We start from the raw sequence: 13,937 nt of genomic DNA, 5'->3' as shown, positions 1-13,937 counted from the left end.
GGACGGCGACCGGGTCATGCCGGCGCGAGGGGCAGGCGGCCGTCGCGCAGGGCGTCGGCCCAGGCGTCGAAACCGCGGCCGCGCGCCCGTTCGACGGCCGCGGCGTGGTTGTATTCGACCGCGATCAGTTCCGCCCCCCAGGTGCCGCTGTCGCGGTGCAGCATCGCATATCGCGCCGCGGGAGTCCCGCTCTGCATGACGTGCGGGTAGGGATGGCTGCCGCGGAAGGCCGGCAGGCCGACGCTCCCCGGATTCACGCACAGCCGGCCATCGTCCAGGCGCAGGGCGCGCGGCACGTGGGTATGCCCGCACAGCACCAGCCTGGCGTCGATTCCGGCGAGCACCGGCGCGACTTCGGCGGTCAGGGACGGGCGCGGGCCATCGGGCTCCACCCGCTCGAGCAGGTAGTCGATGTCGCTCCGCGGCGAGCCGTGCACCAGCAGCACCTCGCCCTCGAAACGGGCCTGCGCGGGCAGCGCCGCGATCCAGTCCAGCTGCCCGGGCGACAGCGCATCCCGGGCCACCCGGTCGGACTCGCGCATCCGGCCGGGGTCGTCCAGCAGCTGCCGCTCGTGGTTGCCGCGGATGGTCAGCGCCGGGACCGTCATCAGCAGTTCGACGGTCTCGGCCGGCCACAGCGGGCCGGAGGCCACGTCGCCCAGGTTGAGCAGGGCGTCGCAGCCGCGGGCACGGATGTCCGCCAGCACCGCCTCCAGCGCCGGGAGGTTGCCGTGGACGTCCGAGATCGCGGCGATGCGCACGGCCCGCCCGCGGCCTCAGAGTTCGAACACGATGCCCTGTGCGAGCGGCAGGGCGTCGGAGTAGTTGATGGTGTTGGTCTGGCGCCGCATGTACGCCTTCCACGCGTCCGAGCCCGATTCGCGGCCGCCGCCGGTCTCCTTCTCGCCCCCGAACGCACCGCCGATCTCGGCCCCCGAGGTGCCGATGTTGACGTTGGCGATGCCGCAGTCCGAACCGGCCGCCGACAGGAACGCCTCCGCGGCCTTGAGGTTGGTGGTGAAGATCGCCGACGACAGCCCCTGCGGCACGTCGTTCTGCATCGCGATCGCGTCCTCGAGCCGCTCGTACTTCATCACATACAGGATCGGGGCGAAGGTCTCGGTCTGCACCACCTCGGCGTCGTTGGACAGGCCGGTGATGATGGTCGGCAGCACGAAGAAGCCCTTGCGGTCGGTCAGCGCGCGGCCGCCGCTCTCGACCGTGCCACCCAGCGCCTTCGCCTTCTCGATCGCCGCCAGGTAGGCCTCCACCGCCGACCGGCTGTTGAGCGGGCCCATCAGGTTGGCCGGGTCGGTCGGGTCGCCGATCTTCTTCTCCACCTGTGCGTAGGCCGCCTTGAGCCGCGCCAGCACGTCCTCGTAGATCGACTCGTGCACGATCAGCCGCCGGGTGGTGGTGCAGCGCTGGCCGGCGGTGCCCACCGCGCCGAACACGATCGCCGGGATCGCCAGCTTCAGGTCCGCGCTCGGGTCGACGATGATCGCGTTGTTGCCGCCCAGTTCCAGCAGCGAGCGGCCCATGCGCCGGGCCACGCGTTCGCCGACCACCCGGCCGACCTTCGTCGAGCCGGTGAAGCTGATCATCGCCACCCGCCTGTCGTCGACCATCCGCTGCGCCAGTGCGTTGTCGGTGTCGTTGAACATGAAGAAGATGTCCGGGAAGCCGCCCGCGCGCAGCGCCTGGTTGCAGATCTTCATCGAGGCGATCGCCGACAGCGGGGTCTTGCCCGACGGCTTCCAGATCGAGATGTCGCCGCACACCGCGGCCACGAACGAATTCCACGCCCACACCGCGACCGGGAAGTTGAACGCCGAGATGATCCCGACGATGCCCAGCGGGTGCCACTGCTCGTACATGCGGTGGCCCGGGCGCTCGGAATGCATGGTCAGGCCGTAGAGCTGGCGCGAGAGGCCGACGGCGAACTCGCCGATGTCGATCATCTCCTGCACCTCGCCGTCGCCCTCGGGCTTGGACTTGCCCATCTCCAGCGCGACCAGCGAACCCAGCGCGTCCTTGTGCCGCCGCAGCGCCTCGGCGCACAGGCGCACGGCCTCGCCCCGGCGCGGCGCCGGGGTGGTGCGCCAGACCTTGAACGCGGCCTGGGCCCGCTCGACGATCGTCTCGTATTCGGCCTCGGAACTGGCGGCCACGCGGCCGAGCACTTCCTCGGTGGCCGGGTTCACCGGCTCGAGCACGCCGGCGCCGCCGCGGCCCCATTCGCCGTTGCCCAGGTAGGTGCCGGATTCCTCGGCCCCCAGGCCGAGCGCTGAGAGGACGGGGTGGGTCATTCGAAAGGCTCCTGTGCGCCGCGGCCGCGGGGCGGCGGGGGCGCGTGAAAAAAGGTGGCGCCCCCGGCGCGATTCGAACGCACGACCTTCCCCTTAGGAGGGGGACGCTCTATCCAGCTGAGCTACGGGGGCAGCAGTGGCCGGGATTTTCGCACGCGGGCACGGAAACCCCAACTCGATCCGCCAGGTGCGGGGCGCAGCCGCGCCGGGCCCCCCGTGAACCCTCCCTGACCCGGGACGGCCGATACGCGGGCCGCGACGCGCGGCGGCGGTGCGCCTGCACATCGCCGTCTCGCCCCGACCGCTAGCGTGCACGCATGACCAGACCACAACGCAGCATCCCGGCCCCCCGGGCCGACGACACCATCACCGCCCGGTTCCTTGCCTTCATCGACGATCCCGCCTTTCCCTGCGTCGGTTCCAAGGCCGCCCTGGCCCGCGGCGCCATCGAGGCGCACGGGTTCTCTCGCCTGGGCGATCGCGGCAACGATGCCAGGCTGCTGGACATCCTCGGCCGTTTTGGCGCGGCGATCGACGCCGAAGGGGGGGCGGGCAGCACGGTGCGCTCGTGCGTGGCGCTGTTCGAGGGACCGTGCGACACCGACGAGCGGCGTTTCGAAGCGATGCTGTGGTCGCAGCTGCAGCGGCTGCACGAGCTGGACGTGCAGCGCGGCCAGCCATGGGCGGACGGCGTGAGCCGCGATCCGGACGACCCGCGCTTCAGCCTGAGCCTGGCCGGGCACCCGTATTTCGTGATCGGCCTGCACCCGGGGGCCTCGCGGATCGCCCGGCGCTTCGAGGCGCCGGCCCTGGTGTTCAACTCGCACCGGCAGTTCGACAGGCTGCGCGCGGACGGGCGCTACGCGAAGATGCAGGCGGCCACGCGGGCGCGCGACATGGCGCTCCAGGGCTCGCTCAACCCCAACCTCGCCGATTTCGGCACCGCGGCGGAGACCCGCCAGTACAGCGGGCGCGCGGTCGGGCCGGACTGGCGCTGCCCGTTCCACCCGAGGAGCCCGAAGTGAGTGCGCCGCCGGCCGATGCCGCGCCCGCGGTGGAGGAGGGGCGCATCGCCCCGTGCTCGGGGCATGCGCTGGAACTGGAGGCCGGCGATGAATTGGTGGTGATCGACCCGCTGGGCGAGCAGGTCAGCGACCTCACCGCGTTCGCGCGCGACGACACCGCCGAGTACCTGTCTTCGGGGCGCTCGATCGACTATGCCTCGAAGCTCTGGCTCAGCACCGGAGACGTGCTGTATTCCAACCGCAGCCGACCGATGCTGGCCATCGTCGAGGACACCTGCGGCCGCCATGACTTCACCCTGACGCCGTGCTCGAAGGAGATGTTCGAGAAGCTCTACGGCGAGCAGCCGGGGCGCCCGGGCTGCGAGGGCAACCTGGCCAGTGCGCTGGCGCCGTGGGGCATCGGCCGCGACCGGATCCCGGTGGCCTTCAACATCTTCATGCGGGTGGAGTTCGACCCGGCCAGCGGCCGGGTCTCGGTGCTGCCGCCGCTCAGCCGGGCCGGCGATTTCGTGCGCCTGCGCGCGGAAATGCCACTGGTGGTCGCGATGACCGCCTGTTCGGCCGGGCAGTCCAACAACTTCAGCTACAAGCCCATCGACTACCGCGTCGAGCGCCGCCGCGGCGCGCGCGGCGATCGCGACGCCGGCCGGGGGCTGAGGGTTCCCGACCGGCGCCGCGCTCCGTATCACGGGGTGACGACGACCTTGCCGCGCATCAGCGCCGAGTGGCCGGGGAACGAGCAGAAGAAGGTGTAGTCGCCGCCGGCCTTGAGCCGGTTGCCGGGCATGCTCGCCGAGGCCGTTTCGCCACCGCCGATCATCTTGGTCGCGCCGAGCACGCGCGCGTCACCGGCGGGCACGTAGCCCGCGGCCGCACCGGCCTTGACCGCATCGCGCGCGAGCGCGTCGGCCTCGGCGGTCGCGGCGACCACGATGTTGTGGCCCATCGCCGCCACCGGCAACTTGCCGGTGTGCTCCAGTTCCAGGGTGATGGTCTTGCAGGCCGCCGAGACGGTGACTTCCTTCTGGTCGAACTGCATGTTGTCGCCCGCCTTGAGCTTGATCGCGCAGTTGGGAGCGGCCTGCGCCGCGCCGGCAGCGCCGACCAGGGCCAGGGCGAGGAACGTCTTGCGGATGTTCATGGTGGTCTCCGTGGGGCTTGGTTGGTGTCGTTGTGGCCATGATCGCGCATCGCGCGCGGGCGCGCCTTGACCTGGATCAGCCCCTCCGTGCCGCGTAGGGCGCCGGCGTTCACGGCAGCGGCCGGCAGCCCAGCGCCGCGAGCGCGTCGTGCAGCGCCGGCACCCGCATCAGCCACGGCGCCGCGATCGTGAGCAGGCCGGCCGCGAGCACCAGCGCCGCGGCCGCCGTGCGCAGGCCGGGGCGCTGCAGCCACAGGCCCATGCGCTGCCCGGACCAGGTCAGTGGCAGCATCACCGGCAGCGTGCCCAGGCCGAAGGCGAGCATGGTCAGCGCGCTGTTGCGCGGGTGCGCCTGCAGCCAGGCCACCGTCAGCAGGCTGTAGCTCAGGCCGCACGGCAGCCAGCCCCAGAGCGCACCGATGCCCAGGCGCCGAGGCAGGGTGTCGGCCGGCAGCAGGCGCTGCTGCAACGGTCGCAGCCGCAGCCAGGCCCGTTGGCCCGGCTGCGACAGGAGCCGCGGCAGGGCGCGCACTCCCAGCAGCCGCAGCGCCACCACCACCAGCGCCAGGCCGGCCAGCGCGCGCAGCGACAGACCGATCCAGGGGTCGCGCAGCAGGCCGACCAGACCGTGGCCGAACGCGCCGACCACCAGCCCGGCCAGCACGTAGCCGCCGATCCGGCCCAGGTTGAGCTGCAGCGCGCCGCTCCAGCCGCCGCCCGGCGCGGTCGCCGACAGCCCGGTGGCAATGCCGCCGCACATCGCCACGCAATGCAGGCCGCCGAGCAGTCCGGCGGTCAGCGCGCCGAGCAGCACCAGCCAGTCAATCGGCATCGCGCGATCGGTCCTCTTCGGGGGCAGCCGGCGCGGCGTCGCGTGGCGGCGCCGGCCGGTCGTCGTCGGTGAGGATGTCGAGCGCCGGCGTGTCCAGGTCGTCGAACTGGCCGCGGCGCACCGCCCACACGAAGGCCCAGATCGCGAGCGCGAGCAGCACCAGGCTGATCGGCACCAGCAGCAGCAGGATCCTCACGACGTCCTCCGTGCCAGCCGCAGCGCATTGAGGGTGACCGCCAGCGACGAGCCGGCCATGCCGATGGCGGCGATCAGCGGCGTGACCACGCCCGCGGCCGCCAGCGGCACCGCGAGGATGTTGTAGCCCAGCGCCCAGGCGAAGTTCTGGCGGATGATCCGGCGCGAGCGGCGCGCCAGGCGCACCGCGGCCGGGATCCGCAGCAGGGTCGGGCCGGTCATCACCAGGTCGGCCGCGCGCTGGGCCAGGGCGGCGCCGCGGTCCATCGCCAGCGAAACGTCTGCGCCGGCCAGCACGGGCGCGTCGTTGAGGCCGTCGCCGACCATGGCCACGATCCGTCCCTGCGCCTGCAGGCCGCGCACCACCGCGAGCTTGTCCTCGGGCCGCTGGCGCGCGTGGACGTCGGCGATGTCCAGCGCGTCCGCCGCCGCCTGCACGGGGCCGGCCGCGTCGCCGCTGCACAGGTGCAGCCGCAGGCCGAGCGCACGCAGGTCGCGCACCGCGTCCGCGGCATCCGGGCGCAGGGTCTCGCGCAGCACGAAGCGCGCCACCGGCCTGCGCCCGTCGCCGAGCCAGATCGCGCCGTCGTCCACGTCGCCGCCGGCGAACGCGGCCTGGCCCAGGCGCCAATGCCGGCCCTGCACTGTGCCCTCCACGCCATTGCCCGGCACGGTGCGCATGTCGGCGACGGCGAGCCCGGTGTCGGCGTGGGCGAAAGCGGCGGCGAAGGGGTGGCCGGCATCGCGCTCGAGCGCGGCGGCGATTGCCAGCGCGGCGTCCGGGTCGAAACCTTCGACGGCCTCGACCGTCGCCAGCACCGGGCACTCGTCGCTCAGGGTGCCGGTCTTGTCGAAGACCAGGTCGGTGGCCTTGGCCAGGGTGTCGAGCGCGTCCGCGCGCGTGGCCAGCACGCCGAGGCGGGCGAGCGCGCCGTGCGCCGCGGCCAGCGCGGTCGGCACCGCCAGCGACAGGGCGCAGGGGCAGCTGATCACCAGCAGCGCCAGGGTCACCTCGAACGCGCGCGAGGGGTCGTGGACGCGCCAGCCCAGGTAGACCAGCGCGGCCACGCACAGCAGCCCGACGACGAAGCGGCTGCCGATGCGGTCGGCCAGCCGCGCCAGCCGCGGGCGGTGTGCCTGCGCCTCTTCCACCAGCCGCGTGAGCTGCGACAGGCGGGTCTGCGGGCCGGTGCAGGTGACCCGCACCCGCGCCGGCGCCTCGCGGTTCACGGTGCCGGCATAGACCGTGTCGCCGGGGTCGCGGCGCACCGCGCCCGGCTCGCCGGTGAGCAGCGATTCCTCGAGCCAGGCCGGCCCGTCGAGCAGCATCCCGTCCGCCGGCACCGGTTCGCCTGCCGCCACGCAGGCCACGTCGCCCACGCGCAGTTCCGCCAGCGGCACCGACTCGCGCCCGCCGTCGGCCGTCTCGCGGGTGGCGAACGCCGGCCGGGCGCGGGCCAGCGCGTCCACCTGCGCGCTGGCTACGTTGCGCGCGCGCTGCTCGAGCATGCGCGCGGCCAGCAGCAGGAACACGAACATCACCGCGGCGTCGTACCAGACGTGCTGGCCGCCGCGGATGGTCTCGAACACGCTGGCGAAATAGGCCAGCAGGGTGGAGGTGGCGATCAGCGTGTCCATACCCACGTGGCGCGCGCGCAGTTCGCGCCACATGCCCGACAGGAACGGCCAGCCCGAATAGAACACCACCGGCGTGGACAGCAGGAAGGTCAGCCAGCGGAAGAAGTCGCGCGTGGCCGCCGGCATGGTGTTGTTGAAGTCCAGGTACAGCGCCTCGGCCATCATCATGGCCTGGAACATGCCGATGCCGGCGATGCCAAGCCGCAGCAGCCAGCGGTTGCGCTCGGCGGTGCGGGCGCGCTCGCGGGCGTCGCCGGTGGCCAGGTAGGGGCGGTAGCCCAGCGCGGCCAGGCGGTGCAGCACCGCCGAGAGCGGGGTGCGTGCCGGGTCCCAGTCGATGCGCAGGCGCCCGGTGACGGCGTTGGCGGTGACCTCGCGCACCCCCGGCTCGCGCGCCAGCGCCTTCTGGATCAGCCAGGCGCAGGCGGCGCAGCGCATGCCGTCGGTGAGCAGGGTGATGCGGCGGCCGCCGGCGATCGCGTGCGCGTGCTCGCGCAGCAGGTCCTCGCGGTCCCACACCGACAGGTCGGGCAGATCCTCGCCCACCCGGCCCGCGGTCGCCGTGCGCAGGCGGTAGTAGTCGCCCAGGTCGGCCTCGCGGATCCACTGGGCCGCGGCCAGGCAACCGTCGCAGCAGTAGGGGGCACCGTCGGCGTCGAGCACCCGTTGGGCCTCGGCGCGGGCGGTGGGTTCGCCGCAGTGGGTGCAGGCGGGCGCCGCGGCGGCCGGTCCGGGCGCCGTGGCGTCGAATCCCATGTCCGCGGTGCGGGTGTTCATCGCCGCGGCCCGGCCCGCGCGTTCACGGCGCCAGCGACGGCGCCAGGCGTACCGCGCGCTGTCCGCGGGGCAGGCGGCCCTGCAGCCGCCACGCGCCGTCGCTGGCGGCCAGCTGCACCACCCAGTCGTGGTCGTGGTCGACTTCGCGGCCGGCGCTCCAGCCGGTGGCGTCGGGCGCCAGCTCGACGTCCACGTCCTCGGCCTGGCGGCTGGGATGCTGCAGCACCAGGCGCACGGAGGCGTTGCGGTCGAAGTCGCCGGTGGCGGCGATCACCTGCAGCACGCCTTCGTCGGCGCGCAGCACTGCGCTCAGGCCGAGCTTGCGGGCCTGGGCGTCGGGGCCGAGGTCGGCGGTCTGGATCTGCGAGACCCGGCGCACGTCGTCGCGCACCACGTCGGCGCCGCCGCTGCGGGTGGCGACCACCACCAGGCCGACGCCCGCCACCACCGAGGCCAGCGGCAGGCCGATCACCAGCCACATGACCGGCATCTTCCACCAGGGCTTGCGTTCGCGATCGTCCATCACATGGGTCCGAAGAAGCTGCTCTCGACCACCTCGCGGCTGGCGCCGTCCTCGCTCTCGACCACGAAGCGGATGTCGTTGCGGCCGCTGGCGCCGTCCCTCGCCACCACCACCACCGGGACCGACACCACCGCGCCGGCGGCGACGGTCACCAGGTCGTCATTGTCGCGCAGTTCCAGCCCCGGCGCGCCCTCGATGGCGAGCCTGAACCGGCGCGGGTCGTCGGCCTTGTTCACCAGCTTCAGGGTGTAGGCGTTCTCGACCAGGCCGTCGGCGGTCTCGCGGTACAGCGCGTTGCGGTCGCGCAGCGCCTCCACGATCAGGTCCGAGCGGGTACCCACGCCCACTGCCCAGGCCACCATGAAGCCGGCCAGCAGCAGCCCGTACACCAGGATCCGCGGCCGCAGCACGCGGGTGGGCTTGCCGTCGATCGCGTTCTGGGTCGAGTAACGGATGAGCCCCTTCGGGTAGCCCATCTTGTCCATGACCTCGTTGCAGGCGTCGATGCACGCGCCGCAGGCGATGCACTCGTACTGCAGGCCGTTGCGGATGTCGATGCCGGTCGGGCAGACCTGCACGCAGATGGTGCAGTCGATGCAGTCGCCCAGCTCCTCGTAGCCGAACTTGGGCAGCGGCTGGACCTCGTCGCCCAGGTCGCCGTCCCAGGTGATCGTGCCCTTGGCGTGCGCGGCCTGGGTGGCCGCGGAAGGGTGCTTGCTCGCCCGGAACACGTAGTCGTAGGCGGTGCGCGGGTCGAGCAGGCCGCGGGCGCGCTCGAGCACGCTGGCCAGGCCGCGCTTGCGCGGGCCGCGCGGCTCGCCGCGCATCGGGTCGTAGGCGATGATCAGGGTGTTGCGGTCGAACATCGCGCTCTGGAAGCGCGCGTACGGGCACATGTACTTGCACACCTGCTCGCGCAGGAAGCCGGCGTTGCCCCAGGTGGCGAAGGCGTAGAACAGCACCCAGAATGTCTCCCAGCCGCCCCAGGACAGGGTGGACAGGCGCGCGCCCAGGTCGGTGATCGGGGTGAAGAAGCCCACGAACGTGAACCCGGTCCACAGCGCGAACGCGGCCCAGAGCAGGTGCTTGGCGCCCTTGCGCAGGATCTTTTCACCGGTCCACGGGCCGGCGTCGAGCTTCATCCGGTGCGGGCGGTCGCCCTCGGTCAGGCGCTCCATCCACAGGAACACCTCGGTCCAGACGGTCTGCGGGCAGGCGTAGCCGCAGAACAGGCGCCCGGCCAGCGCGGTGAAGAAGAACAGCGCCAGCGCGGCGATGATCAGCAGCAGGGCCAGGAACAGGAAATCCTGCGGCCAGAAGGTCAGGCCGAACACGTGGAACTTGCGCGCCGGCAGGTCGAACAGCACCGCCTGGCGGCCGTCCCAGCGCAGCCAGGGGAACAGGTAGAACATGCCCAGCAGCCACACCACCGCCGCCACGCGCAGGCGGCTGAGCGGGCCGGAGACGTCGCGCGGGTAGACCTTGCGCTCCTTGACGTACATCGAACCGCCGCCGTCGTCGACGACGTCGATGGGGATGTTGCGGCTCATCGCGCGGTTCCGGGACGGCGGCCGCGGCGCGCGGGCGGGCGCGGCCAGGGGGAAAACGGGATCATCGGCAGGTGGCTCCACCGGTTGGCAGTCACGGCGTGGCTGTGGCGGCGCGGACCCGGCCGCCCACCACAAGTATCGCGGCCGGAGGCGCGCAGCCAAAGCGACAGAATGTCCCAGGGGCGGCCCGGGACCGTCGCTGGCGCCGCGCCGCGGCGGGTTTCAGCCGGGGGGCAGGGGCCGGTTGAAGCGGCTCGCCGGGCGCAGGAGGATCCAGGTGAACAGGCTGGAGGCGGCGGTGGCCGCCCAGAACATGAAGAAACCGAACGTGTAGCCCAGCTCCCGGGTCAGCGGCAGCGACGGGAAGGTCATGTCGCGCAGCTCGATCGGGTCGATGAAGGCGAAGAAGACCATGGTGCACACGCCCGCGGAGAAGAAACTCGGCCACGCGATCGCACCGACCCGCTGCGCCATGGGGCGCGGCGGGTGGTCGAAGCGCGGCTGGGTGTAGTCGGTCATTGCCGTCCTGGTGGAGAGTCCGCCTGGCCGGAGTTTGACAAAGACCACACGTAGGCCGCCACCAGTCGCGAGCGGGTTTCGCCCAGAAGCTCCCGGTGGGCGGGCATCACGCCATGCCGTCCCTCGATGATCGTGGTGCGGATGCTGTCGAGGGTGTTAGGGTAGAGGGTTTCGCGGACCGTCAGGTCCGGCGCGCCGAGCTCCTGGTTGCCCTTGCCGTCGACGCCGTGGCAGGCCACGCACAGCCCGTCGAAGTACTTCTTGCCGCGGGCGGCCATGTAGTCGTTGCGCAGGGTGGCCTCGATGTCGTCCGAGCGCAGGGCGCGCACGTAGGCCGCGGTCTGGGTGATGGCGACGTCGCCGCCCATGCCGTCGAGCACGTTGCCCAGCGGCGGCATGATGCCCTCGCGCCCGTCGAGCACGGTCTCCAGGATGCGCTCGGGCGCGCCACCCCAGTTCCAGACGTCGTCGGTCAGGTTCGGGTAGCCCGGCGCGCCGGTCGCGGCCGAGCCGTGGCAGGCGGCGCAGGTGTTGGCGAAGATCGAACGGCCCAGCTCCATCGCCTGCGGGTCCTGCGCCAGCTGCTCCAGCGGCCGGCCGGCGTAGACGGCGAAGGTCTCCTCCAGCTGGCGGTCGCGCCGGGCCTTCTCGGCGTCGTGCTCGGCGGCCGAGGTCCAGCCGCTTAGGCCGGGGAAGTTGCCGAATCCCGGGTACCAGGCCAGGTAGCCGATGCTGAACGCGATGGTCAGGTAGAACATGTTGATCCACCAGCGCGGCAGCGGCTTGTTGTACTCGGTGATGTCGCCGTCCCAGACGTGGCTGGTCTCTTCCGGCGCCGGGTCGCCCGGGCGCCGGCGCGCGGTCCACCACAGCAGCCAGGCGCAGCCACCGATGTTGAGCACCACGAGGACGATGACGTACAGCGACCACGCATTGCTCATCGGGAGGACTCCTGGTCATCTTCCAGCGGCAGCCGGGCCGCCTGGTCGAAGTCGTGCTTGTGTTTCGGGCTCCAGGCCCAGATCCAGCCGCCGACGAAGGCCAGCAGCAGGACCGCGGTGACGATTCCGGAAATCATTGCGTTTCCCCCGCCCGCGGCGCGTTCCGCCCCAGGCCCTGCAGGTAGGCGACGATGGCGTCGAGTTCGCTCTTGCCCGCCACCGCCTCGGCGGCGCCGGCGATGTCCTCGTCGGAGTAGGGGTCGCCCAGGCGCTGCAGCGCGCGCATGCGGCGCTGGACGTCGGCCGCGTCGACCCGGTTCCTGGCCAGCCACGGGTAGGCCGGCATGTTCGACTCGGGCACCACGTCGCGCGGGTTGATCAGGTGGACCCGGTGCCAGTCGTCGGAGTAGCGGCCGCCGACGCGCGCCAGGTCGGGCCCGGTGCGCTTGGAGCCCCACTGGAACGGGCGGTCGTACACGGACTCCCCGGCCAGCGAGTAGTGGCCGTAGCGCTCGGTCTCGAAGCGCAGGGTGCGCACCATCTGCGAATGGCAGTTGTAGCAGCCCTCGCGCACGTACACGTCGCGCCCGGCCAGCTCCAGCGGCGGGTAGGGTTCGACCCCGGGCAGCGGCTCGATCGCCTCGGCCTGGTACATCAGCGGCACGATCTCGGCCAGGCCGCCGAAGGACACCACCACCGCGATCAGCACCGCCATCAGGCCGATGTTCTTCTCGACCTTCTCGTGGGCGTTGGAGTTGCCGCTCATGCCTGGGCTCCTGCGCGCGCCGCCGCCGGCGCCGTGCTGTGGGAAGGATCCGGCGGCAGCACCGGCTGGTCGGCCGCCACCGCGTTGGCGCTGCGGTAGGTCTTCCACACGTTGAGCGCCATCAGGAACATGCCCGCGAGCACCACCACGCCGCCCAGCAGCCGCACCAGGTAGTACGGATAGGTGGCGTTGAGCGCTTCGACGAAGCTGTAGGTCAGGGTGCCGTCGTCATTGGTGGCGCGCCACATCAGGCCCTGCATCACGCCGGCGATCCACATCGAGGCGATGTACAGCACCACGCCGATGGTGTGCATCCAGAAGTGCAGGTCCACCCACTTGGTCGAGTACATCTCGCGGATGCCGAGCATCCGCGGCATCAGCGAGTAGATCGCGCCGATCGAGATCATCGCCACCCAGCCCAGGGCGCCGGCGTGCACGTGGCCGATGGTCCAGTCGGTGTAGTGGGAGAGCGAATTGACCGTCTTGATCGACATCATCGGCCCCTCGAAGGTCGCGATCATGTAGAAGCTGATCGCCACGATGAGGAACTTCAGGATCGGGTCGGTGCGGAGTTTGTGCCACACGCCCGAGAGGGTCATGATGCCGTTGATCGCGCCGCCCCAGCTGGGCGCCAGCAGGATCAGCGAGAACACCATGCCCAGCGACTGCACCCAGTCGGGCAGGGCGGTGTACTGCAGGTGATGCGGGCCGGCCCACATGTAGACCGCGATCAGCGCCCAGAAGTGCACGATCGACAGCCGGTAGGAGTACACCGGGCGCCCGGCCTGCTTGGGCACGTAGTAGTACATCATCCCCAGGAAGCCGGCGGTGAGCAGGAAGCCGACCGCGTTGTGGCCGTACCACCACTGCACCATGGCATCGACCGCGCCGCTGTAGGCCGAGTAGGACTTGCCCAGGCTGGCCGGCATCGAGATGTTGTTGACGATGTGCAGCAGGGCGATGGCGATGATGTACGCGCCGTAGAACCAGTTGGCCACGTAGATGTGCTTGACCCTGCGCTTGGCGATCGTGCCGAAGAACAGCACCGCGTACGCCACCCACACCACGGCGATCAACAGGTCGATCGGCCACTCGAGCTCGGCGTACTCCTTGCTCTGGGTGATGCCCAGCGGCAGGGTGAACACCGCGGCGACGATCACCGCCTGCCAGCCCCAGAACACGAACGCAGCGAGCTTGTCGCTGAGCAGGCGCACGTGGCAGGTGCGCTGGACCACGTGCAGGCTGGTGGCGAACAGGGCGCAGCCGCCGAACGCGAAGATCACCGCGTTGGTGTGCAGCGGCCGCAGCCTGCCGTAGCTGAGCCACGGGATGCCCTGGGTGAGGTCGGGCCAGTACAGCTGGGCGGCGATCAGCACGCCCACTGCCATCCCGACGATCCCCCAGACCACGGTCATGACCGCGAACTGGCGGACCACCTTGTCGTTGTAAGTTTGTGCAGCGGCCTGTTGCATGGCGCGTCCTGGGAATGAACGGTCGAAGGGTAGGCTGGACGCGGCGGCCGGGCCTTGATCGCGATCAATGCGGTCCGGGGCGGGCCACCGGGGCCGGCCGCGTCCGGGCGCGCCAGCGGCCCGCGCCGGGGCGGCGGCGGGTCTCGGCGTGGTCGGGCCCACGCCTATTATCGCCGCCGCGGCTCCCGGCGGGCGCTGGACAAATTGCCCCACTGCCCGCGCCCGGGCTTGATCAGGGTCAAGGCGGGC

15 protein-coding genes and 1 tRNA gene are annotated in these 13,937 nt (G+C 71.8%); 2 read left to right on the top strand and 14 right to left on the bottom strand.

The genetic code is table 11. The features are described from left to right. Positions 1 to 14 precede the first annotated feature (14 nt). From FQY79_RS00630 to FQY79_RS00620, 3 genes are all read right to left on the bottom strand, one after another. Positions 15 to 761: a metallophosphoesterase family protein gene (locus tag FQY79_RS00630; protein WP_146309799.1), complete on the bottom strand. Its 747-nt coding sequence runs from the start codon at positions 759 to 761 to the stop codon at positions 15 to 17. 15 nt (positions 762 to 776) lie between these two features. Beyond that, positions 777 to 2,309 carry an L-piperidine-6-carboxylate dehydrogenase gene (gene amaB / locus FQY79_RS00625; protein WP_146309797.1) on the bottom strand — a complete coding sequence of 511 codons (1,533 nt, stop codon included), beginning with the start codon at positions 2,307 to 2,309 and terminating at the stop codon, positions 777 to 779. Positions 2,310 to 2,364: 55 nt separating this feature from the next. Next, positions 2,365 to 2,441: transfer RNA gene (locus tag FQY79_RS00620), tRNA-Arg, on the bottom strand. A gap of 185 nt (positions 2,442 to 2,626) precedes the next feature. Between FQY79_RS00620 and gntA the strand changes: the two genes are divergently transcribed. Together gntA and FQY79_RS00610 are read left to right on the top strand one after the other, a co-directional pair. Beyond that, complete coding sequence (gntA, locus tag FQY79_RS00615) at positions 2,627 to 3,334, top strand: guanitoxin biosynthesis heme-dependent pre-guanitoxin N-hydroxylase GntA (RefSeq protein WP_146309795.1); 708 nt, start codon at positions 2,627 to 2,629, stop codon at positions 3,332 to 3,334. Then, positions 3,331 to 4,089: a DUF1989 domain-containing protein gene (locus tag FQY79_RS00610; protein WP_246122957.1), complete on the top strand. Its 759-nt coding sequence runs from the start codon at positions 3,331 to 3,333 to the stop codon at positions 4,087 to 4,089. Before gntA ends, FQY79_RS00610 begins: the two co-directional genes overlap by 4 nt. Here FQY79_RS00610 and azu read toward each other — a convergent pair. The 11 genes from azu to ccoN form a co-directional block, all read right to left on the bottom strand. Then, positions 4,020 to 4,475 carry an azurin gene (azu, locus tag FQY79_RS00605; RefSeq protein ID WP_146309793.1) on the bottom strand — a complete coding sequence of 152 codons (456 nt, stop codon included), beginning with the start codon at positions 4,473 to 4,475 and terminating at the stop codon, positions 4,020 to 4,022. The genes FQY79_RS00610 and azu overlap by 70 nt on opposite strands. A 109-nt stretch (positions 4,476 to 4,584) precedes the next feature. Beyond that, a complete protein-coding gene (locus tag FQY79_RS00600; RefSeq protein ID WP_146309791.1) occupies positions 4,585 to 5,307 on the bottom strand; it encodes a sulfite exporter TauE/SafE family protein in 723 nt (240 codons plus the stop codon). Further along, positions 5,297 to 5,503, bottom strand: a complete 207-nt coding sequence (gene ccoS / locus FQY79_RS00595) for a cbb3-type cytochrome oxidase assembly protein CcoS (RefSeq protein ID WP_146309789.1) — start codon at positions 5,501 to 5,503, stop codon at positions 5,297 to 5,299. Before ccoS ends, FQY79_RS00600 begins: the two co-directional genes overlap by 11 nt. Beyond that, on the bottom strand, positions 5,500 to 7,917 hold the full coding sequence (locus FQY79_RS00590; RefSeq protein ID WP_425463159.1) for a heavy metal translocating P-type ATPase: 2,418 nt from the start codon (positions 7,915 to 7,917) through the stop codon (positions 5,500 to 5,502). Before FQY79_RS00590 ends, ccoS begins: the two co-directional genes overlap by 4 nt. 22 nt (positions 7,918 to 7,939) lie before the next feature. Next, complete coding sequence (locus tag FQY79_RS00585) at positions 7,940 to 8,440, bottom strand: FixH family protein (RefSeq protein WP_146309787.1); 501 nt, start codon at positions 8,438 to 8,440, stop codon at positions 7,940 to 7,942. Next, positions 8,440 to 9,990, bottom strand: a complete 1,551-nt coding sequence (locus FQY79_RS00580; protein WP_146309785.1) for a 4Fe-4S dicluster domain-containing protein — start codon at positions 9,988 to 9,990, stop codon at positions 8,440 to 8,442. The genes FQY79_RS00585 and FQY79_RS00580 overlap by 1 nt, the downstream gene beginning before the upstream one ends. Before the next feature lie 222 nt (positions 9,991 to 10,212). Next, a complete protein-coding gene (locus tag FQY79_RS00575) occupies positions 10,213 to 10,509 on the bottom strand; it encodes a hypothetical protein (protein ID WP_146309783.1) in 297 nt (98 codons plus the stop codon). Beyond that, the gene (gene ccoP / locus FQY79_RS00570; protein ID WP_146309781.1) at positions 10,506 to 11,450 is read right to left on the bottom strand and encodes a cytochrome-c oxidase, cbb3-type subunit III; all 945 of its coding nucleotides are present in this window, start codon (positions 11,448 to 11,450) and stop codon (positions 10,506 to 10,508) included. The genes FQY79_RS00575 and ccoP overlap by 4 nt, the downstream gene beginning before the upstream one ends. Beyond that, positions 11,447 to 11,587 carry a cbb3-type cytochrome oxidase subunit 3 gene (locus tag FQY79_RS00565; protein WP_146309779.1) on the bottom strand — a complete coding sequence of 47 codons (141 nt, stop codon included), beginning with the start codon at positions 11,585 to 11,587 and terminating at the stop codon, positions 11,447 to 11,449. The genes ccoP and FQY79_RS00565 overlap by 4 nt, the downstream gene beginning before the upstream one ends. Beyond that, positions 11,584 to 12,216: a cytochrome-c oxidase, cbb3-type subunit II gene (gene ccoO / locus FQY79_RS00560; protein ID WP_146309777.1), complete on the bottom strand. Its 633-nt coding sequence runs from the start codon at positions 12,214 to 12,216 to the stop codon at positions 11,584 to 11,586. The genes FQY79_RS00565 and ccoO overlap by 4 nt, the downstream gene beginning before the upstream one ends. Continuing rightward, on the bottom strand, positions 12,213 to 13,688 hold the full coding sequence (gene ccoN, locus FQY79_RS00555; RefSeq protein WP_146309775.1) for a cytochrome-c oxidase, cbb3-type subunit I: 1,476 nt from the start codon (positions 13,686 to 13,688) through the stop codon (positions 12,213 to 12,215). Before ccoN ends, ccoO begins: the two co-directional genes overlap by 4 nt. Between the last annotated feature and the right edge of the window lie 249 nt (positions 13,689 to 13,937).

Source organism: Luteimonas wenzhouensis (assembly GCF_007859305.1).
GTDB lineage: Bacteria > Pseudomonadota > Gammaproteobacteria > Xanthomonadales > Xanthomonadaceae > Luteimonas > Luteimonas wenzhouensis.
This window is presented reverse-complemented; position numbering and strand designations above follow the sequence as displayed.